Raw genomic sequence first — 21,914 nt, 5'->3', positions numbered from 1 at the left:
TAATTTGAACCAATTGTAATTTAAAATATTTTCAAATTATTTAGTTAACAATCTATGAACTAGACTTATAAACATTTGTTAACTAAAAAAGCACTGTATTAAATACAGTGCTTTTAAATATATAGTATTGAAAAAGATTATCTTCTTTTTTCAGTAATTCTAGCTTTTTTACCAGTAAGACCTCTAAAGTAGAAAATACGAGCTCTACGTACTTTACCTCTTTTGTTAACTTCAATTTTTTGAATAGATGGTAAGTTTACAGGGAAAATACGTTCTACACCTACAGTACCAGACATTTTTCTAATTGTAAATGTTTCAGAAGATCCTGATCCTCTTTTTTGAATTACAACTCCTCTAAAAAACTGAGTTCTAACTTTTTCACCCTCTTTAATTTCATAATAAACAGTGATAGTATCACCTGCTGCAAATTCTGCAAATTCTTTTTTTGTTACGAATTCGTCTTGTACAAATTTTATTAAAGATTCCATATCTTATAATAGTTTATAGTTTTACTTAAACAACATTCACGTATCTCGTCAGAGGTTATTTTAGCGAGTGCAAATTTAGTAATTATTTTTAATTGAGGAAATTTAATTCGTTTATTTTTTAGGCTGATAATTAGTGAGATACAATCTGAAATTTTGATTTTAACGACTAATCATCTAGTAAATCTGGCCTTATTTCTTTTGTTCTATTATAAGCTTCATTGCTTCTCCAATCTTCAATTTTCGGAAAATTACCCGACAATAAGATTTCAGGAACCTTTAGTCCTTCAAATTCTGCAGGCCTTGTGTACACAGGAGGAGATAATAAATTGTCTTGAAAAGAATCTGTAAGTGCAGATTGTTCATCACCAATAACTCCTGGAATTAATCTTACAATAGCATCCACTAAAACTGCAGAAGCCAATTCACCACCAGTTAAAACATAATCGCCAATAGAAATTTCTTTTGTAATAAATTTATCTCTTATTCTTTGGTCTACACCTTTATAATGCCCTGTTAAAATAAGAATATTTTCTTTTAATGATAATGTATTTGCAGTAGATTGATTTAGTGTTTTTGCATCTGGAGTCATATAAATTATTTCATCATATGTTCTTTCTGCCTGTAATTTTTTGATGCAATTAGAAATTGGTTCTATCATTAAAACCATGCCTGCACCACCACCAAATTGAGTATCATCTATTTGTTTGTAATTGCCTAAACCATATTTACGTAAGTCGTGAATTACAATTTCTGCAAGCCCTTTTTCTTTTGCACGTTTTATAATAGAATGATTAAAAGGACTTTCTAATAAACCTGGAGCTACTGAAATAATATCTATTCGCATGTGGCAAAATTAATTTTAAAAAATAAAATAGCAGTATAATTTTATGAGAAATCTTAATCGTTAATACTCATGTGAAACAAAGCATCACCTTTATTTACAATCGGAGTTTTATTTATGCAAAAAACATACCCATTAAATGGTGCGTAAACCTTCTTTTTAAACTCTCCAAAAGGATCTTGAATTACCCCAAGCACTTCCTTTTTCTTTACTAAAGCACCATTTTGAACCCTTACTTTAAACATACCAGAATCTGAAGCTCTAATCCATTTTGCTTTTTTAATAAATATTGGTGTGGCTCTAACATTAATCTCACCTTCAATTAAACCTAAATGGATTAATACATTTCTTGTACCATTTACCCCTTCATTTATAATTGTTGGACTAAGTTCTTTTGATTTTCCTCCTTCAAAAAGTAAAACGGTTTTACCCATTTTATGCAATGTTTCTCGTAAAGATTTTATGATTGTATTCGAATGTACAATCATTGGTGGATTGAATATTTTAGCTAGTTCTAAACCTTTAGCATCGTCTTTATTACATCTAATTTGAGCAATATTATCTCTTTCTCCTCCTCCTGTATGAAAATCAATTACATAATCTACATAAGGAGCAATTTTTTCTGAAAACTGATAAGCAAATTGACCCGCTAAAGAACCGCTTTTGCTGCCTGGAAACATTCTATTTAAATCTCTACCATCAGGAAATTCTCTAGTCTGTATTAAATAACCAAAAATATTGAAAACAGGAATACATATAATAGTTCCGTTTTTGGGTTTGTTTAATTTAAGATCAATAATTTCTCTTACAATACCAACTCCATTAGTTTCATCTCCATGAATACCTGCAAGAAGCAAAACAACTGGTCCTGGATTTTTAGAATGTTCTATAATTACAGGTACATTAACTGTTGTTCTAGTATGTAATTTGGCAATTTTTAGGTCGATTACAGTGCGTTTTCCTTCTGGAATAACTTTGCCTAAAAGAGTAAAAGGTTTATTCGACATGTATTTCTAAATAACGTATAATTTCTTTGGCAATATTTTTACCAGTTGCAATTTCTATACCTTCTAAGCCTGGAGATGAATTTACTTCTAACACTAAAGGACCTTTAGAAGATTGAAGCATATCTACACCAGCTACACCTAAGCCTAGGGCTTTAGTTGCTTTTAAAGCCGTTTTTTCTTCTTCATCTGTTAATTCAATTACAGTAGCGTTTCCACCTCTGTGTAAATTTGATCTAAATTCACCTTCTTTTCCTTGACGTTTCATAGCACCAACAACTTTACCATCAACCACAAAAGCTCTAATATCTGCACCACCTGCTTCTTTAATAAATTGTTGCGCAATAACTCTTGCACCTAAACCATTAAAGGCTTCTAATACAGAGGTTGCTGCATTTTTCGTTTCAGCCAACACTACACCTAAACCTTGAGTACCTTCTAACAATTTTAAAACTAATGGAGCACCACCAACAGAATCAACAACATGCTCTACATCTTTAGTGTAATTGGTAAAAACGGTTTTTGGTAAGCCTACTCCAGCTCTGGCTAAAATTTGTAAACTACTCAGTTTATCTCTAGATCTGGTTAAAGCAATAGAACTTACAGAAGTAAAAACTTTCATCATTTCAAACTGACGAATAACTGCTGTACCATAAAAAGTTACAGAAGCTCCAATTCTTGGTATAATTGCATCTACGTTTTCTATATATTCCCCTTTATAATAAATTTTAGGAGATTTTTTTTCGATAACTATATCACACTTTAAATGATCTACAACTATTACTTCGTGCTTTCGTTTAACTGCAGCCTCAACTAATCTTTTTGTAGAGTACAATTTTGGATTTCTAGATAGAATAACAATTCTCATTTATTTGTTTTTTAATTTGTGTGATATATTCATTTTTGCGGTGTCTATGATAAACTTTTTATTCAAAAACTTTCTGCCAATTAAAATAGGGAATTTCATGTCTTTTCGTTCACTTAAAGTCAAATAAATTGGAAAAGATTGGTTAAAAATAAAAATGGATGTTTGAATCATGAATCTTTGCTCAGCTATTCCATTAGAACTTTTTACAATTTTAGAAGTGTAGTTCTTAAATGTAAACTCTTTATGATTATAAAATTCATGTTCAGGATCTAGAAGCGTAAATTTTAGGTATTGTTCATTTTCTAGATTTACTTCTTTAATGTTAGAGCAATGAATAGAAGAGGTGTATGCACCTGAGTCTATTTTGATATCTATGTCTAAAAGAGAAAGTTCTGGAAAATCAGCCTTGTCAACTCTTCCAATCGTTAATTTCATGTATGAATTTTAAAGATAGTAAAACTACAAATTCTTAATGAGTTTGTCTATTTAAAATACTGCAATAATTAGAGACTTGCTATTGCAGCTTCTGCGCACCTCTCACCATCCATAGCTGCAGAAATAATACCACCTGCATAACCACCACCTTCGCCACAAGGAAATAAACCTTCTATTTCTGGGTGTTCTAAATTTTCTTTTCTAGGGATGTTGATTGGAGATGATGTTCTAGATTCTACACCAACAATATTAGCTTCATTTGTAAAGTAGCCATGCATTTTACTACCAAATGCTGGGAATCCTTTTCGTAATCTACCACCAATAATTTTTGGGAGCAAAGAATGCAAAGGTGCCGAATTTAATCCTGGTTGATAAGAAGTATCATTCAAGTCTGTAGATAATTTTCCATCTACAAAATCTACCAACCTTTGTGCAGGAGCAGTTTGTGTTCTTCCACCAGCATAAAAAGCTATTTTTTCTAAATCTTTCTGGAATTGTAATCCTTTTAAAGGGCCTAAATGTTCATACTTCTTAAAATCTCTATCAATATCTAGTTCAACTACAATACCTGAATTCGCAAATTTGTTGTTTCTTCTACTAGGAGACATTCCATTTACAACCACTTCTCCATCTGCAGTTGCTGCTGGTACAATAAATCCTCCTGGACACATGCAAAAGGAATAAACACCTCTATTATTTACTTGATGCACCAAACTATAAGCTGCAGCAGGCAGTAATTCATCTCTTTCTCCAGAACAGCTGTATTGAATTTGATCTATAATTTCTTGGGGATGCTCAACACGAACACCCATTGCAAAAGATTTTGCTTTTATGGCTATTTTCTTTGCATGTAATAATTCGTAAATGTCTCTTGCTGAATGACCTGTAGCTAATATTACAGAGTTTACAGCCATTTCTGTGTCATTATTTAATTGTAATGCTTTGATTTTATTTTCTTTAATAATAAAATCGGTAACAGTACTATTAAAATGAATTTCACCACCAAAGTTTAAAATGGTTTCGCGAATCGTTTGAATAATTTTAGGCAATTTGTTTGTACCAATATGAGGATGAGCATCTATTAAGATTTGCTCTGTAGCTCCATGAAAAACTAGGTTTTCAAAGATTCTTCTTACATCACCTCTTTTTAAACTTCGAGTATACAATTTACCATCAGAATAAGTACCTGCACCACCTTCGCCAAAACAATAATTAGAATTACTATTTACTTTATGATCTTGATTAATGGCCTTTAAATCTCTTCTGCGTTCTTGAACATTTTTACCACGCTCTAAAACAATAGGTTTGAAACCTAGCTCAATACATCTTAAGGCAGCATACATGCCTGCAGGACCAAAACCTATTATATGAATTTCTTTGGCTTTAGAAACATCTTTATAATCAAAAATATAATCTGATTTTTCTGGAATTTCTTGATTAATATATACTGCAACTTTGTAGTTAAAAATGGTTTCTTTTTTACGAGCATCTATAGATTTTCTAAGAATTTTAACTGCTGTAATTTCTGTACGAGGTATTTTTAAAAATTTTGAGGCTTTATGAATGAGAATGTCTTCTTTACGTTCTTCAATTAAATTGACACGTAATTGTATTTCTTTTATCATTTAAGGTAATAAATTATAGCGCTTGAAGCTGATCTAAAATTCGTTGATACTCTACAATACTCTCATCTAAAACCTTAGTAATAGGCTGTAGACGTTCATTAATAATTGGTTCTGGATCTAAATTCTGAGCTCTTTTTTCTAATGAAGTAATTTCTTCTAAACAACTTACACCCATTAAACCTAAAGATGATTTTAGGAAATGGCAAATACTACGTACTTCTTCATAATTTACATTATCCATACTTTTTTTTAGCAAAGCTAATCTTGGTTTAGTGTCAGATAAATAAACTGTAACTAGCTGTATTAAAGAATCTTTATCCGAAGAAAAAAAACTTTTTAAAGAAGTTAAGTCTACAACTTCGCTGGTTAATATGTTTTCAATTTGCATAATGTATTTTATTTAGGGGCTCTTTTAGAAGTCTAACTTTTAGAGCAAAGATAGATAAAAACTGCTATTTATCTTTTTATTTGATTATCTTGGTTTTTTAAGGATGCAATTTAATTGTGATAACCTACATACCCCTACAAAAAATATGAGTCAAAATAGTAAAATAGTTCTAGCAGAAGACAATTCTGTTTTATCTCTCCTTTTAAAATTTCGCTTAGAAAAAGAAGGTTATATACTCTTTATAGCTAAGGATGGTAAAGAAGCCATAGAATTTATAGAAACTGAAAATCCAGATTTAATTTTAACAGACGTTATGATGGATTATTATAGTGGTTTAGAGATCATTAGCCATGTAAGAAATAAGCTTGAAAGCAAGACGCCTATTTTGGTGTTTTCTTCTTCTGGACAAGAAGAAATGGTTTTAAATGCCTTTAATTTAGGTGCTAATGATTTTATGAGTAAACCATTAAGCCCTAATGAATTAACGATTAGAGTTAAGCGTATGTTAATGAAGATTTGATGAGATTTCCTTTAATAGAAAATATAATTTGGACATTAGTAGTAGTACTAATTGTGGCAGTTATAGTTTTAATTATTTATCTAAAAATTTTAAGACGTAATATTAGAGTTGTTGAGTCTAGAAGCCAAAAATACACCAACTATATTGAGGGTTTATTAATTGAATATTTACATCTAGATCAATCATCAGAAAATTTTTTAAAAACGCAAAAAAATATAATTTCAGAATTTAAAAAAGGGGTAAAAAATCGCAGAAAAAGAAGAATTATTACCAATACTTTTTTAAAATTAAGTCAGCAGGTGTCTGGAAATGTTATAGACATTATGCATAATTTATATGAAGAAATTGGTCTGATTTATTTTGCAAAACAAAAGATAAAAAGCAAAAAGTGGAATATTATTGCTTTAGGTATTCGCGATTTAAGACAGTTTGAGGTTAAAAAATTTGCGCCAATAATCAAAAAGTTTGTAAATCATAAAAAAGAAGAGGTGAGGAGAGAGGCACATCTTTACTTTTTAGAATTATTTGAGTTTGAGGGTTTACAATTTTTAGATACGCTAGAATTACCACTGTCTGAATGGGATCAAATAGAATTATTAATTGAAATCGAAAAATTTGATAATCAGCACTTATTAGATGTTAAGAAATGGCTAAAGTCAGAAAATGATTTTGTAATTCTTTTCATTTTAAATATTGTAAAAATTTTTAATCGATTAGAAACTAAAGAGCTATTGTTAGAATTATTGCATCATGAAAATTTAGATATTAGGCTAAAAACTATTGAAGTTGTCACTTATTTCGAAATTACAGAAGCCAAAGAAATATTGGTAGAAAAATTTGAAAGCTTAACTATTAAAGAGCAAAAAGCGCTGTTTGAGTTTTTAGAAAAGGTAGCCACTAAAAACGATAGTTTATTCGTTTTAGAACATATAAAAGATTCAGATTTTGAAATAAAAAGCAAAGCATTAACAATTTTAAAGAAGCATGATACAGAGTTGTATAATAAATTAGACAAAAGCTCTGAAGATGAATCTTATAATAGAATAATAGAGTATTTAGATTATAGTTATGGATTTTAATGAAGTTTTAAGAAATATCTTACTTTTTTTTCACTACTTCTTTTTAGTGTTTACGTTGCTAATTATAGGCTCTTATATACTTTTGGCTATATTTTCATCTAAAGAAACAGTAGATTATTTAAAGAAAAACAGCTTTGTTTACCATAAAGATCTCTTAAACTCCTCAATAGCTCCATCCATTTCCATAATTGCACCTGCGTACAACGAAAGTTTAAATATTGTAGAAAACGTACGATCGTTATTGTCTACACATTATGTAAATTATGATGTTATTATTATTAACGATGGTAGCAAAGATGATAGTTTAGAAAGACTTATTAAGGCTTATGATTTAGAAAAGGTAGAATATTTAATCAATCAGAAAATACCCACAAAACCATTAAGAGCTGGGGTATTTAAATCAAAAAATCCTGCATTCGAAAAATTAATTATTGTTGATAAAGAAAATGGTGGTAAGTCTGATGCACTAAATTTTGGAATAAATATTAGTAACAGTAAATACTTAGCGTGTATAGATGTAGATTGTTTGTTAATGGCAGACTCACTGCAAAGAATGGTAAAACCATTTTTAGAATATACAGATAGAAAAGTAATTGCTTCTGGAGGTGTAATTCGTATTGCAAATTCTTGTAAAATAGAAAACGGAAAATTAATAGAGGTCAATTTTCCTGATAAATGGCTAGAAAGAGTTCAGATTTTAGAATATTTAAGATCTTTTTTATTGGGTAGAATGGCTTGGGCAAAACTTAATGGTTTACTTGTTATTTCTGGTGCGTTTGGCATGTTTGATAGGGAAATAGCTATAAAAGTGGGTGGTTATGATATTACTACTGTAGGTGAAGATATGGAGATCATTGTACGAATGAGGAAGTATATGGAGGAGCAAAATCTGAAATATAAAGTAGCTTACATTCCAGATCCTTTGTGTTGGACAGAAGCTCCTAATGATCGAAAAATCTTAATATCTCAAAGAAATAGATGGACAAGAGGAACCATAGAAACTTTAAAAACGCATAGAAATATAGGTTTGAATTATAAATATAGATTGTTAGGTCTTTTAAGTTTTCCTTACTGGTTTATATTTGAAAGAATAGCGCCAATTGTAGAAGTTTTGGGTATGCTATATTTTTTGTTTTTGGTGGTTTATCAACCTTTAAATTGGAGTTTTGTGGTGGGGCTTTTTTTATTAGCTTATCTATTTTCGCTTCTATTTTCTTTCATAGCTGTCTTTACAGAAGAGTTTACTTACCATCAATATAAGAAGAAAGGTATTGGTTTAAAACTGGTGCTTACCATATTTTTAGAGCCTTTTATATTGCATCCTTTAGTATTGTATGCAGCTATAAAAGGAAACATAGATTATTATTTTAATAAAAATAAAAAATGGGGTGTAATGGTTAGAAAAGGTCTTTCTAGTAAATAATGATATTTTAAACAATCACTATGAAAATTAAAACAATAAGAGAAAAAAATAGAGCTTATATTCTACTGTGTTTTGCATTAATGCTCAGCTTTTGGATGATAAGTGTTTTTGAAATTACATCTACGTATTTCAGTGGTAAAGAATTACCAAATTTATTTAAACTCATTGCTTTTAAATTATTAAATCATTTATACACAGTATTATTCATCTTTCTTATTTTCTTACCATTTTATCATTTGTTAGCCAGTAAGAAATATAAATATGGGGCAGTATTTATTAAGGTGATGTTTGTAATTTTAACTCTTATAGAATTTTCTTTAACCAAGTATAGTCTTACTACGCTTTTAAATTTAGGTGCAGATTTATTAGGCTATTCTTTAGATGATATTTATTTAACTGTAACTTCATCAGAAAGCACCTCTGTATTTTATTTTCTACCATTTATTATTTTTCCATTGTTGTTTATAGTAAGTAGTGTTTTTCTTAAAAAATCTCCTTATTACAAGCATTATGGAAGAATATTTATTATAACCACCATAATTGTTGTTGCAATAAAATTAACGATCAGTGATTTTTCTAATGCTAAGTATCAAAATAAGATGTACTATTTTGTTACAGATGTCATCAATTATGAAATTGGAAAAAAGGATGTGCAAGCTGTAAAATTAGATGGTAGTAATGAATATCCGTTTTTAAGAGAGTCATCCGAAATAAAGGATGTTTTAGGACCGTTTTTTACCATTAAAGAAGAAAAACCTAATGTTGTAATTATACTTGTAGAAGGTTTAGGTTCTGAGTTTGTTGGTGATAAATACTATAGTGGTTTTACACCTTATTTAAATTCGTTAATTCCGAAATCTTTATTCTGGCCTAACTTTTTAAGTAACACAGGTAGAACATTTGGGGCTTTGCCTTCGCTAATGGCTTCTGTACCTTTTGGCAATAAAGGTTTTCTAGAAATAGAAGATACACCAACACATTTATCATTATTTAGTGTTTTAAAGAAAAATGGATATACTACTTCTTTTTTCTCTGGAGATCAATCTAGTTTTGACAAAAAAATAAACTTTTTAGATTATCATGGTTTAGATAATGTCATCGATGAAAATAAATACGACAGCTCTTATCCTAAATCAACAAATGGAGATACAGGTTTTAGCTGGGGATATTCAGATTATGAAATTTTTAAAAGAACATTGGTCGAATTAAAAAATACTAAAGCCCCAAGGTTAGATTTAATTACAACGCAAACCATACACGAGCCATTCGATTTTCCTGTTAAAGAATCTTACTTAAAAAAAGTTGATAGTATTATTAATTCAGATACAGATTTAGAGGTAACTGAAAAACAAATAACAGCCAACAAAGAAATTTTTGCAAGTATTTTATATGCTGATAAAAGTATAGAAATGTTTATAGAGTCTTACAAGAAAAGAGCAGATTACAACAATACTATATTCATTATTAGTGGAGATCATAGATTAATTCCAATTGCACAGAAAGATCAATTATGTAGGTTTAATGTGCCATTGTTCATCTACAGCCCAATGTTAAAACAAACTTCAAAAATGAATTCAGTATCCTCACATTTAGATGTTACACCAAGTTTGTTGGCTTTCTTATCAAAGAACTATAATATTACCATACCTCAAAAAGCACCATGGATTGGTACAGGGATAGATACTGCACAAGCCTTTAGAAACATTCATAAAATACCTTTAATGCGTTATAAAGGCAGTTTAAATGATTTTGTTTACAAAGACTATATGTATTCTAGTGGAACCTTGTTTAAAATAAAAGACAATTTTAACACTTATAAAGTAGAAGACAATACCATTGAAGCTGAGATAAAAAAGCAATTGAACGAGTTTAAAAGTCTAAATGCTTATGTTACACAGAATGATAAAATTTATCCTTTTAATAAAAACGATGTTATTAAAGAAGTGTATAAGTTTAAGCCTGAAGAGTTAAAAAAAGTAGAAGAATTAACGGCCAACCTTAAATTAAATGAAATGTTTATGCTGGCTAGAGAAAAAGCCTTTAATGAAGAAAGAGATTTGGCGCGTTTAATTTGTAATTATATTCTTAGAAAAAACTCAAATTATATCGATGTAAGAATTTTAAAAGGAAGAACATTTGCTTGGGATGGTAAATATACAGAAGCAGAAGAAGAATTGTTAAATGCTTTAGATAGAGCACCTTATTATGATGATGCTTATTTAGCATTATTAGACATGTATTGGTGGTCTTCTCAAAATGACAAAGCCAAAGTAATAGCAAAAAAGGCAAAGGAAAATAAAATTTTGAACGATGATATTGCATTTAAATTAGCTAGAGCTTATAAAACAATGGGCAATATTAAAGATGCTGAAATAGTAATGGATAGTATTTTAAAGAAGCAACCTAAGAATGATGCATATATCAAATTTAAAGAATCATTAAAATGATAAAAAAAATAATACCCTTACTAGTACTGATTAATGTAATGATTTTTTCTACGGATAAATTAGTGGCTCAGAAAAAAGTATTTAATGGTAATCCTGATACTGCCTTTAAAACGGCTAGAGAACTAGCATTTAATGGTAAAAGAAAGCAAGCACAAGATTCTTTAAAATTCATTTTAACGAAGTATCCAAACTATTTGGGTATTCGTGCTTTCTTGGCAAGTACTTATTCTTGGGATGGTAGCTATGCCAAAGCAAGAAAAGAGTTTAAATATGTGTTAGATAGAGATAAAGAAAGAAAAACAGATTGGATAGCTTATATTAAAAACGAACAATATGCAGAAAAATATTATAAGGCCTTAGAGCTTTCAAACAAAGCCTTAGAAGTATTTCCTGGAGATGCAGAGTTAATGCAATTAAAAGCCAAATCTGAGTTTAATAGAGGTAATAAAGATGAAGCTTTAATAACAATTACAGAGGCTATAAAACTGAATCCTGATAACCAAGAAGTTTTAAATTATAAAAATTCTTTGGAAACCTCTTTAAGCTTTAATACAATTGGTATTAGTGTTTCCACAGATTATTACGATTTTGAAGGTGATAATGGTAGAGCAAATATGTATTACAGCTCATTTTCTTATGCAAGACAAACAAAATTTGGAAGTATCAATGCAAGAATAAATTATTCTAATAGATTCGAAACAGATAATTATCAATTAGAAATAGACTTATATCCGAGAATTGCCAAAGGTTTGTATGCTTATGTTAGTGGAGCTTTTTCTAATAGTCCTTTAAATCCTACACAACGTTATGGTTTTGAATTGTTTAAATCCTTACCAAAAAGTTTCGAAGCTTCATTAGGTTTTAGATGGTTAAAGTTCTCTACAGAAACTATTATTTATACTGGTTCTGTTGGTTGGTATACAGGTAATAGTTACTGGGCATTTAGAACTTATGTTACGCCTGGAGAACCAGGAACAAGTAAATCTGGTCGATTAATTTATAGAAAATACACAAGTGATGCAGATAATTATTGGACAATAGAGGCAGGCTTTGGTGCATCACCTGCATTAGATCGATTTGCACCAGGTTTCTCTGGTGATGAAATTTTTCAATTAGATTCTCAAGCCTTAGTTTTAGGCTATTATTTTTCCACCAAAAACAAGAAAAATTTATGGGGATTCAATGCTAGTATGTTTAGAGAGGAAAAACCATTTTCGAAAGGAGATTACTTTCTATATCCTACTTTAGGAGTTTCTTATGCTATACGTTTTAGATAGATGTATTAACTTCTGTTTTTCTTTGTTTGTTCTGTAAAACATCAAAATATAAAAAGTCTAAAATATGTTCTTTTGCCTCAAAAATGGGTCTGGAGTTCCAACTATGGTCTCCATTTTTTACAGTATATAAATAGTACGATTTATCAATTTTTTTTAGATGATCTGCAATTGCTCTTGAGCCAAATAATTCCAAATAACCTTCATCTGTAGTCTTACAATAATGATGGGGAGCTATGTTGTAAGGTACTAGCTCATCTTTAGTTCCGTGAAATAATTGAGTAGGTATAGCAGTTTTTGAATTAATGTTTTTTAAGGTAGTTAAGGCACCTGCCATAGATACTAAACCTGCAATTTTTACGTCATCATTTAAAATAGTGTTGTTGTAAGCGTAGGCAAAATGTAAAATGGCTTCTGCACCAGCACTTGAACCAACTAATATAATTTTGCTTGTATCTATTTTAAATCGTTTTTGTTTTTTTAATAAGTATTGAATGGCATAACTAAGATCTTTAGAAGCTTCATCAAAAGCTTTTATTTTTAAATCTGCTTTTGTACTACAACCAAAACCAATTCCTTTCATGGTTAATCTATAAGAAATAGATGCAACATTGTAGCCAAATTTTGTAAATTCAGTAGAGAATGTTTTCGAAACGTCATCGTTCCTTTTTCCTCCAGAAAATCCACCTCCATGAACATAAATAATAAGTGGTCTTATAGTTTTGAGTTTTTTTGGTCTGTATAAATCTAGCTTTAGATTCTTTTCTAGTTTTAATTTATGATAGGTAAATGTTCTTTTTTTAACCTTAAAACTATCTGTGAGATAAAGTTTTTGAGCCGATAATTGACCAAAACTTATTACAGAAATTATTACAAAAAGTTTAAATTTTGATATCATTATGCGTTTTTTCTTTTATCAATCAATTTTCTAAGCTGTACATACAAAAAAGCATTTGTTTTTGCATAATAAAAAGATATAAAACAAACAATCACTAGAAAAAGAGCTGCACCAAAAATTGCTTCTGTTGGGTTTAAACTTTTTCCAAATATATGTTTTAAACCAAGTCCTGTAAAACTACCATAAATTATGATAAAGTGAATAACATAAATGGATAGCGTTTTTTGGCCAATTTTTAAAAGAATCGGAATTTTTAAAAAGTTTTCGAATGCATAGAAAAAGGCAAAGTAAAGCAAAACATTACCTAATCTTGTAAACAAATAATTATAGCTTGCTGAATCCATAAATAATTGAATATCAAATAATTTTGATAAATAAACTAAAATGGCAGATGAGTAGCTAATCAAAATAATTCCTATAATCGTAAAAATCGAAATCATTATTTCCTTAAAATATTGCTTGTGTACATTTTTATAATAAATAGTTGCAACAAATGCGCCAAATGCGACATAACCAAACCATGGAATTATGGTAAAAACAGAACCATTTGCCTTAGAAATATAATTGCTTAAAAATATAGGAAGGCTGTCAACAGAAATACCTCTGTATAAGGGTTCGCACACAAAAATACTTAGTGCTAAAACTAGGGTTACTGCTGAAAAAAGATAGGTTTTCTTTAGCGAAAAGAAATAAATAGATATAATTAAAATAAGGCTAAGTCCAATAATTTGTAGAACATCAATCACCAAAAAATAGGTATTAAAGTGCCCTGTGAGCCAAGCTAAAAAAGGGATTCTTAGCAAATAACCTACACCTATTAAAAAAAGTCCTCTTGTAATTCCTTTACGCATCCTTTTTTTATCTTCATTTTTTTCTTTCGCTCTAAGAAGAAGGTAGGTAAATATTAGACCAGAAATTGTAAAAAAAGTGGGTGCTGTTATTCCTCTAAAATAAGACCAAATTTTATAAGTAGTAAATTCAGGATTTCTAAAAACAGGATCAAGTAAAGCATCAATAAAATGACCTTGAAGCATCATTAAAATAGCAAATGCTCTAACAATATCAATAAAATATAATCTACTGTTTCTCAAAAAGATAAGATTTTTAGGGGAAGATACTTAAAATTGAGTGAATTTAGATTTTACGAGTTTTGTTAAGTAAGTAAAAATCTGCTAAAACTAAAGCTGTCATTGCCTCTACAATTGGCACTGCTCTAGGCACAACACAAGGATCATGTCTTCCTTTTCCTGTAATTTCTGTAACTTCATTTTCAGAATTAATAGTTTGTTGAGCACTCATAATAGTCGCTACTGGTTTAAAAGCAACCCTAAAATACACATCCATACCATTAGAAATTCCACCTTGTACACCACCAGATAAATTAGATTGTGTAGAACCATCTGCATTAAAAATGTCATTATGTTCAGAACCTCTCATTTTTGCTCCACAAAATCCACTTCCAAACTCAAAACCTTTAACAGCATTAATAGACAACATTGCTTTGCCTAATTCTGCATGAAGTTTATTAAAAATAGGCTCTCCTAAACCAATTGGCATATTTTGAGCAACACAAGTAATTGTGCCACCAATAGTATCACCAGCCTTGCGTATTTCTTTAATTTTTGTGATCATCTTTTCTGCACTTTCTTCATCAGGACAACGAACAATATTTTGTTCTGTTTTCGAAAAATCAACATCTTGATATGGTTTTTCCATAAAGATGTCTCCTACTGATGATGTAAACGCATTAATCTTAATTGACGAAATTAGCTGTTTAGCCAAAGCTCCAGCAACAACCCAATTTGCAGTTTCACGTGCAGAACTTCTTCCTCCACCTCTAAAATCGCGCAATCCATATTTCTGATCATAAGTATAATCAGCATGAGAGGGTCTGTAAACGTTAGTATTGTGATTGTAGTCTTTGCTTTTTTGATTTGTATTTTTAATAATAAAACCAATAGAAGTACCAGTTGATTTACCTTCAAAAATACCAGATAAAAATTCTACAGTGTCTGGCTCTTTTCTTTGTGTAACTATTTTTGATTGTCCAGGCTTACGTCTGTCCAGTTCTTTTTGAATTGCGTCTAGATCGATTTCTACACCTGCTGGAAAACCATCAATTACACCTCCAATAGCTGTTCCATGAGATTCTCCAAACGTAGTTAGCTTTAATAAATTACCAAAAGAATTAAAAGACATCAGTATTAATTAAGATTAAGCAACAAATATAATAAAGACTAGAACTAAACACTATTCTTCTTATTGTAAATACGATTTCTAATTTTCTTGAATATTTTTAAAGTTCTGTTATTTAGCGTGTTAAAAAAATAAATTAGCCATATTCAAAAAAAATAAAAATTATTGGATTTTTTGTTTCACAAAATGAAAAAGCTTTCTATATTTGCATCCGCATTCAGGAAATACCTGATGAGACACTTGGAGAAATGGCAGAGTGGTCGAATGCGGCAGTCTTGAAAACTGTTGACTGTAACAGGTCCGGGGGTTCGAATCCCTCTTTCTCCGCAAAAAAAAATCCCGTAAGAAATTACGGGATTTTTTAGTTTTTAAATTTTTCTATTTAAATTTTTCTTTTAATCTACTTTTTAGGTAGGTCGTATTTTTGAGTCCGACTTTTTTGGCAGTTTCTTTTAAACTAATTCTCGGATTTTGTGATATGATTTCTTGAGCCACATTTAACCTGCACTCAATCATTAACTGATTTGGAGTTTGACCAAAAATTGCCTTGGTTCTTCTAGTTAATGTTTTTGTAGAAATCTCAAATTCTTCTGCCAAGGATTCTATGGAAAAATTAAAATTATCTACGTTTTCAAAAAGAATTCGTTCTGTTTTTGTTTTAAAATCTTCAAATTGATCATTAGTATCTAAGTCTAATTTGCTTTTAGAAGAAAGTACTGTTTTGTGGTATACAATAGCTCTTGAAATTATGTTAATTAATTCTTCTTTGAAAAATGGCTTGTAAACATAATTATCTATACCCAACCTTAGCATTTTTTTCTTCTTATCTAAAGAAGTAAGTGATGTTATTATGATAATAGGAAACTCGTATTTCTTCTGCTTAATTTTGGAAACTAACTCAAAACCATCCATTTCTGGCATGTTGTAATCAGTAATTAGCAAATCAATATTGACCTTAGAAATGGTATCTAAAGCTTCTTCGCCACTTTTTGCTTCTAAAACTTCATAATCAGATAAGATACTAGAAACATAGATCCTAGAATCTATAGAATCATCAACTACTAAAATTTTAGTTTTCATAAATTTTTAAGGCTAAACAGAAGGTTTATAAATCTAAAATAGTAAATTTTATTGGAAAAAGATCAATTATTAATTCGGAACTATATGAATATAAAATAATTATAGAATGATTTATCAAGTGATTTGAGTATAAATTTAGACTGATATATAGTTGGTTCTATTACTAGAAAGTTAGTAATTTAAATTATGTTTTAATTTCTATGTGTCTGAAATGGTTGTTTTTAAGTCTTCAATAGTTAAATGATTTATTAACATATGTTAAAGATGTCTATTAAATTTGAATCATAACCTTTGTGGGGAAGGCTATCAAGTAAAAGAACTGACGTTTATGTTGGTTCTTTTTTTTTATGGAAAAGTATTTTGGATACAAAATAAGAAAGCTATTTACTATAAGAATATATTTAAAAGTAGCGCTAATTTGTATAATCTATATAAAAATCTTGTGCTTTAAATGTTCTTCAATTAGAGTAACTTTATGTCGAAAATAGAGAAAGTGTTGTCGAAAATGGTTGTTAAATTATTTTGAATATAATGAAATTGTCTTTTAATTTTGGCTCATAACCTTTGTGGGGAAGGCTATCACATAAGAACTAACGCTTTTTAAAACGTTGGTTCTTTTTTTTAAGCAAAAAAAAAAAAGAGCTGGTGACATCCAGCTCTTTTTAATTAAGATTTCTTTTTAATTCCGAAAAAAAGTCATTTAGTGGGGGAAGGTTGAATGTCTTTTTTCGTCGATTATTGTCTTAATTAGTTACAATTTATAAAAAATATTTTAGTCTCCAAATATTTTTAAAATAATTTTTAAAAAATTATCTTTATCATAATTAACCAGCAACTCATGGATAGCAAAGAAACCAAAGATCAAAAGGGGGGTAGAAGTATTGTAAATAAAGATTCTTTTATTGTAGGTATAGGAACATCAGCAGGAGGTTTAGAGGCTTTAAAGCTTTTCTTCGATAATTTACCAAGCGATTTTAACCATGCCATAGTAATTGTACAACACTTATCACCAGATTATAAAAGTTTAATGGCAGATTTACTGTCTAGAAACACTGAATTACCCATTCATGAAGTAGAGGATGGTTCTGTTATTGAAGCTGGTAATGTTTATTTAATTCCGCCAAAGAAAAACATGACCATTAAGAATGGTGTGTTGCATTTAACAGATAAGCCCAAAGGCTTTGATTTAAACTTACCTATTGATATTTTCTTTAAGTCGTTGGCAGTAGATCAACAAGAAAAATCTGTTGGTATTGTACTTTCTGGTACAGGTTCTGATGGTACTAGAGGTATTAGAACTATTAAAGAATATGGTGGAATGTTAATGGTGCAAAAGCCAAGAGATGCCAAATTTGATGGTATGCCTAATAGTGCAATAGCCACAGGTTTAGTAGATTATGTTTTGCCAGTATCAGACATACCAACAGAATTAGTAAACTTTATTCAGCATCCTAAGTCATTAAGTACTTTTGAAGATGATGAAAACTCAATCTTTAAAAAAGACTTTGAAAAGCTAATTTCATTAGTACATAAAAAAACAGATATCGATTTTTCTGACTATAAACTACCTACGCTGATAAGAAGAGTAGAAAGAAGAATGAGTGTAAATAAAGCGCAAACTATAAGAGATTATTTGCACTATGTATTTGAGAATGAGAATGAATTAGAAATTTTAAATAAAGAGTTTTTAATTGGGGTTACTAAGTTTTTTAGAGATATAGAAGCTTTTAATTTTATCAAGAAAAATGTTATTCCTGAATTATTTAAAAATAAAGGCCCAAAAGAAAGAGTAAAAATTTGGTCTGTGGGTTGTTCTTCTGGAGAAGAAGCCTATTCTTTAGCTATTTTGCTTAAAGAATATATGGATGAGAATAACATTATTCAAGATGTTAAAATTTTTGCAACAGATTTAGATAAAGAAGTAATTCATAAAGCAAATAAAGGCTCATTTACTCAAAGTATTGTAGCTGATGTTTCTTTAGAATTGTTAAAAAAGTATTTTATTCAAAAGGGAGATTTATACAACATTTCACCTGAAATACGTAAAATGATAATTTTCTCACAGCACAATGTAGCTCAAGATCCGCCTTTAACTAAAATGGATTTAATTACGTGTAGAAATTTATTGATTTATGTAAATTCTGCTTTACAGCAAAAAATTATTGGTACTTTTCATTATGCCTTAAATCCTGATAAATATTTATTCTTAGGGCCAAGTGAATCTATAGGGCAGTTTTCTTCCTCTCTTAAAGTATTGTCTAGAAAATGGAGGATATATCAAAATGTAGCGCCTACTAAGACTTTAGATATGGGTTACTATAACAAAACCTTTTCATCTTCAGAACAATTTTCTAGAGAGGTAATGAGTAGGCAAACCTTACAAGATAAAGTGCTGAATGAAACTCTTGCAGATGCATTGTTGGAAGAATTTGGGGCAGCAAGTGCTTTTGTAGATAAGGATTTTGATTTAATAAGTGCAGATGGTAATTTTAGAAATTTCTTTCAATTTCCAAAAAAACGATTACGATCTTTTCACATTTTAAAAATATTACCTCAACCCATTGCAATAGCTTTAAGCACAGCTTTGCGTAAAGCTGAGAAGGAAAGTATAAAGGTAATTTATAAAGATATTTTAGTTTCTGATGACAGAAGTAACCTTGAAACTATAACTTTAATAGTAAACCCAGTTAAGATTACACCTAATAGTTTAAGTAATCTTTATTTGATTTTATTTTTAGCTCAATCTAATGTTATTGATACAGAAAATGCAAAAAGGAATAACACAGCTGTAGTTCAAGAAGGTTTTAATTTAAGTGAGCTTGATAAAGAAAGGATTGTTCTTTTAGAACAAGAGTTGATGGATACTAAGGCCAATCTACAATCTATGGTAGAGGAAATTGAAACCTCTAATGAAGAGTTGCAAGCAACTAATGAAGAATTGCTTTCTTCTAACGAAGAATTGCAAAGTACAAATGAAGAGTTGCAAAGTGTTAACGAAGAATTACACACTGTAAATGCTGAGTACCAAGAAAAAATGGTAGAGGTAGCAGAAATTAATTCTGATTTAGAAAATGTAATTGATAGTACTGAAATAGGTACCATTTTTTTAGATAAAGATTTAAGAATTAGAAAGTTTACGCCCACTGTAAAAAAATTCTTTAATATTATTGATAGCGATTTAGGTAGGCCAATAGCGCACTTTAATTCTACTTTTGGTGAAACAGATGGTCATACATTTATAGATACCATTTACAATGTATTAAACACTGGAATTCCTTACGAGAAAGAAATATTTCATCAAAATAAAAAATGGTATTTAAAAAGGCTGCATCCTTTTATAAACTCTCAAAAGAATATTGAAGGAGTAGTAATTTCTTTTGTAGACATAACAGAACTTAAGAAATTAGAAAAGACCTTAGATGAGAAAAATAAATTTTTAGAGAAAATATTTGAGGTAACTCCAAATATACTATACATCTTTAATCAGCAAACACAATCTAATGAATATGCCAACAAAGATTTAATGAATCAATTAGGGTACTCTACTGAGGAGATTCAAAAAATGGGAGCAGAAATGCTGCCAACAATTATGCATCCTGATGATTTACCTAGAGTAGTAAAACATTTTGAAAATATAAATAATTCAAAAGATGGAGAAGTTTTAGAGTTTGATTATAGAATTAAACATAAAGATGGTGATTACAGATGGTATTTATCTTTAGATACTATATTTGAAAGAATTGAAGGTACAGATTTTGTAAAGCATATTGGTGTTGCTACAGATATTACTTATATTAAAGATTCAGAAGCAAAATTAAAGGCAGCAAATGAAAATTTAGAAAAAGAGGTAAAAGATAGAACTCGTCAATTAGAGCTTACCACACAAAAATATAAGCGTTTGTATAATAATGCTCCAGATATGTTTGTTTCTGTAGATCCTAAAAATGGCGAAATTATAGAATGCAACAAAACCTTATTAGATAAAACTGGGTTTACCAGAAAAGAAATTATTGGGTCTCAGATCTTAGATATTTATCATCAAGAATCTCAAGAAGATGCTAAAAAAGCTTTTGAACTTTTCAAAAAAGAAGGTAAGGTTACAAATAAAGAGCTAAAAATTAATAAAAAAAGAGGAGGCTTTATAGAAGTGAATCTAAATGTATCCTCTATCAAAGATAAAAATGGTAATATATTATATAGCTCATCTTCTTGGAGAGATATTACAGATTTAAAACAAGTTATGTCTGAGTTAGAAGAACTTACTTATGCAAGTACGCATGATATGAAAGCGCCTATTAATAATATAAGTTCGTTTTTATCTTTACTGAAAGAAGATAAGAAAATTGTTGATGAAACGTCTTTAGAGGCCATTAAATGGATTGAGCAGAATATTAAAAACGCTACAGAAACATTATCTAATTTAATGTCTGTGGCTAAAGCAAGAACTCAAGTTTTAGATAACTTAACAGATATTGATGTAGAAAATTCTTTTAATAGTGTTATAAGTAGTTTTAAATCAATTATTGAGAAGAGAAATATAACTGTAAATCAAGATTTTTCTGAATGCAAAACTGTGTTGTTTTCTGAGCCACATTTTAATAGTATGCTTCAAAATGTTTTAAATAATGCTATTAAATATAAATCTCCAGAAAGAGATTTGCAAATAGATATTAAAACGTTTGAAGAAGATGGTTTTAACTGTATTTCTATTAAAGATAATGGTATTGGTATTAATTTAAATGAGCATAAAAAACATGTTTTTGGTTTGTTTAAAAGAGCTACAGATGAGCATGAAGGTAGTGGATTAGCCTTGTATTTAATTAAAAAAATATTAGATAAAACAGGAGGAGATATAAAACTGGAGAGTGAATTGGGTAAAGGATCTACTTTTACACTTTGTTTTAAAAACAATGAGGAATGATTGAATCGAAAATAAATAAGTATAATATAATGCTGATAGATGATGATTTTTCTACGAGTAGATTTCATCAGATTGTATTTGAAAGATTACCAACTACAAAAAATATTATATTTTCTAGAAATGGCAAAGATGCTTTAGATTATTTGTTAGGTGAAGGCCAATACAAAAATAAAACTGATAACTTTATTGAACCAGATTTAATTTTGGTTGATTTAAATATGCCAGTTATGAACGGTTTTCGTTTTATAGAGTTGTATACGGCCACTAAAAATTTTAAGGAAAACAGACCTAAAATTGTAGTTTTATCAACCTCTTTAATAGATGAAGAAAAAGAAAAAATAGAATCTAATGACGATATTGATATGTTTTTAAACAAACCATTAACGAAAGAAATGGTTGCCAATTTAATGACCAATATCTGGTAGTA

18 protein-coding genes and 1 tRNA gene are annotated in these 21,914 nt (G+C 29.4%); 8 read left to right on the top strand and 11 right to left on the bottom strand.

The genetic code is table 11. The features are described 5' to 3' along the window. Positions 1–137: 137 nt before the first annotated feature. The 7 genes from rplS to MED152_RS04255 form a co-directional block, all read right to left on the bottom strand. Positions 138–488 carry a 50S ribosomal protein L19 gene (gene rplS / locus MED152_RS04285; RefSeq protein ID WP_015480635.1) on the bottom strand — a complete coding sequence of 117 codons (351 nt, stop codon included), beginning with the start codon at positions 486–488 and terminating at the stop codon, positions 138–140. A gap of 166 nt (positions 489–654) precedes the next feature. Continuing rightward, on the bottom strand, positions 655–1,332 hold the full coding sequence (gene trmD, locus MED152_RS04280; RefSeq protein ID WP_015480634.1) for a tRNA (guanosine(37)-N1)-methyltransferase TrmD: 678 nt from the start codon (positions 1,330–1,332) through the stop codon (positions 655–657). Positions 1,333–1,385: 53 nt separating this feature from the next. Beyond that, a complete protein-coding gene (locus MED152_RS04275) occupies positions 1,386–2,336 on the bottom strand; it encodes a succinylglutamate desuccinylase/aspartoacylase family protein (protein ID WP_015480633.1) in 951 nt (316 codons plus the stop codon). After that, complete coding sequence (gene rimK, locus MED152_RS04270; RefSeq protein WP_015480632.1) at positions 2,326–3,201, bottom strand: 30S ribosomal protein S6--L-glutamate ligase; 876 nt, start codon at positions 3,199–3,201, stop codon at positions 2,326–2,328. Before rimK ends, MED152_RS04275 begins: the two co-directional genes overlap by 11 nt. Then, positions 3,202–3,636 (bottom strand): RimK/LysX family protein, encoded by a 435-nt coding sequence (locus MED152_RS04265; protein WP_015480631.1) that lies wholly within the window; start codon positions 3,634–3,636, stop codon positions 3,202–3,204. 68 nt (positions 3,637–3,704) lie between these two features. Further along, complete coding sequence (locus MED152_RS04260) at positions 3,705–5,261, bottom strand: NAD(P)/FAD-dependent oxidoreductase (RefSeq protein ID WP_015480630.1); 1,557 nt, start codon at positions 5,259–5,261, stop codon at positions 3,705–3,707. 13 nt (positions 5,262–5,274) lie between these two features. Then, a complete protein-coding gene (locus MED152_RS04255; protein WP_015480629.1) occupies positions 5,275–5,649 on the bottom strand; it encodes an Hpt domain-containing protein in 375 nt (124 codons plus the stop codon). 145 nt (positions 5,650–5,794) lie between these two features. Between MED152_RS04255 and MED152_RS04250 the strand changes: the two genes are divergently transcribed. Genes MED152_RS04250 through MED152_RS04230 form a run of 5 tightly spaced genes read left to right on the top strand, consistent with a single transcriptional unit; the run spans position 5,795 to position 12,395 of the window. Then, positions 5,795–6,169: a response regulator transcription factor gene (locus MED152_RS04250; protein ID WP_015480628.1), complete on the top strand. Its 375-nt coding sequence runs from the start codon at positions 5,795–5,797 to the stop codon at positions 6,167–6,169. Continuing rightward, positions 6,169–7,248, top strand: coding sequence for a hypothetical protein (locus tag MED152_RS04245; protein WP_015480627.1), 1,080 nt, complete (start codon positions 6,169–6,171; stop codon positions 7,246–7,248). The genes MED152_RS04250 and MED152_RS04245 overlap by 1 nt, the downstream gene beginning before the upstream one ends. After that, positions 7,238–8,671, top strand: coding sequence for a glycosyltransferase family 2 protein (locus MED152_RS04240; RefSeq protein WP_015480626.1), 1,434 nt, complete (start codon positions 7,238–7,240; stop codon positions 8,669–8,671). The genes MED152_RS04245 and MED152_RS04240 overlap by 11 nt, the downstream gene beginning before the upstream one ends. A 20-nt stretch (positions 8,672–8,691) precedes the next feature. Beyond that, the gene (locus tag MED152_RS04235; protein ID WP_015480625.1) at positions 8,692–11,118 is read left to right on the top strand and encodes a sulfatase-like hydrolase/transferase; all 2,427 of its coding nucleotides are present in this window, start codon (positions 8,692–8,694) and stop codon (positions 11,116–11,118) included. Next, positions 11,115–12,395, top strand: coding sequence for a YaiO family outer membrane beta-barrel protein (locus MED152_RS04230; RefSeq protein WP_015480624.1), 1,281 nt, complete (start codon positions 11,115–11,117; stop codon positions 12,393–12,395). Before MED152_RS04235 ends, MED152_RS04230 begins: the two co-directional genes overlap by 4 nt. Here MED152_RS04230 and MED152_RS04225 read toward each other — a convergent pair. Genes MED152_RS04225 through aroC form a run of 3 tightly spaced genes read right to left on the bottom strand, consistent with a single transcriptional unit; the run spans position 12,388 to position 15,489 of the window. Further along, positions 12,388–13,290, bottom strand: coding sequence for an alpha/beta hydrolase fold domain-containing protein (locus MED152_RS04225; protein WP_015480623.1), 903 nt, complete (start codon positions 13,288–13,290; stop codon positions 12,388–12,390). The two genes, MED152_RS04230 and MED152_RS04225, sit on opposite strands and share 8 nt — an antisense overlap. After that, positions 13,290–14,381: a heparan-alpha-glucosaminide N-acetyltransferase domain-containing protein gene (locus MED152_RS04220; protein ID WP_015480622.1), complete on the bottom strand. Its 1,092-nt coding sequence runs from the start codon at positions 14,379–14,381 to the stop codon at positions 13,290–13,292. Before MED152_RS04220 ends, MED152_RS04225 begins: the two co-directional genes overlap by 1 nt. 43 nt (positions 14,382–14,424) lie before the next feature. Then, complete coding sequence (aroC, locus tag MED152_RS04215; RefSeq protein ID WP_015480621.1) at positions 14,425–15,489, bottom strand: chorismate synthase; 1,065 nt, start codon at positions 15,487–15,489, stop codon at positions 14,425–14,427. A 239-nt stretch (positions 15,490–15,728) separates the two neighbouring features. Here aroC and MED152_RS04210 point away from each other — a divergent pair. After that, positions 15,729–15,813: transfer RNA gene (locus MED152_RS04210), tRNA-Ser, on the top strand. Between the two features lie 51 nt (positions 15,814–15,864). Here the strand turns inward: MED152_RS04210 and MED152_RS04205 are convergent. Beyond that, positions 15,865–16,566: a response regulator gene (locus MED152_RS04205; protein WP_015480620.1), complete on the bottom strand. Its 702-nt coding sequence runs from the start codon at positions 16,564–16,566 to the stop codon at positions 15,865–15,867. An 838-nt stretch (positions 16,567–17,404) separates the two neighbouring features. Between MED152_RS04205 and MED152_RS13390 the strand changes: the two genes are divergently transcribed. Together MED152_RS13390 and MED152_RS13385 are read left to right on the top strand one after the other, a co-directional pair. Then, the gene (locus tag MED152_RS13390) at positions 17,405–21,487 is read left to right on the top strand and encodes a chemotaxis protein CheB (RefSeq protein ID WP_015480619.1); all 4,083 of its coding nucleotides are present in this window, start codon (positions 17,405–17,407) and stop codon (positions 21,485–21,487) included. Next, positions 21,484–21,912 carry a response regulator gene (locus MED152_RS13385; RefSeq protein WP_015480618.1) on the top strand — a complete coding sequence of 143 codons (429 nt, stop codon included), beginning with the start codon at positions 21,484–21,486 and terminating at the stop codon, positions 21,910–21,912. Before MED152_RS13390 ends, MED152_RS13385 begins: the two co-directional genes overlap by 4 nt. The last annotated feature ends 2 nt before the right edge of the window (positions 21,913–21,914 follow it).

Origin of the sequence: Polaribacter sp. MED152 (assembly GCF_000152945.2) — a bacterium.
Lineage (GTDB): Bacteria > Bacteroidota > Bacteroidia > Flavobacteriales > Flavobacteriaceae > Polaribacter.
This window is presented reverse-complemented; position numbering and strand designations above follow the sequence as displayed.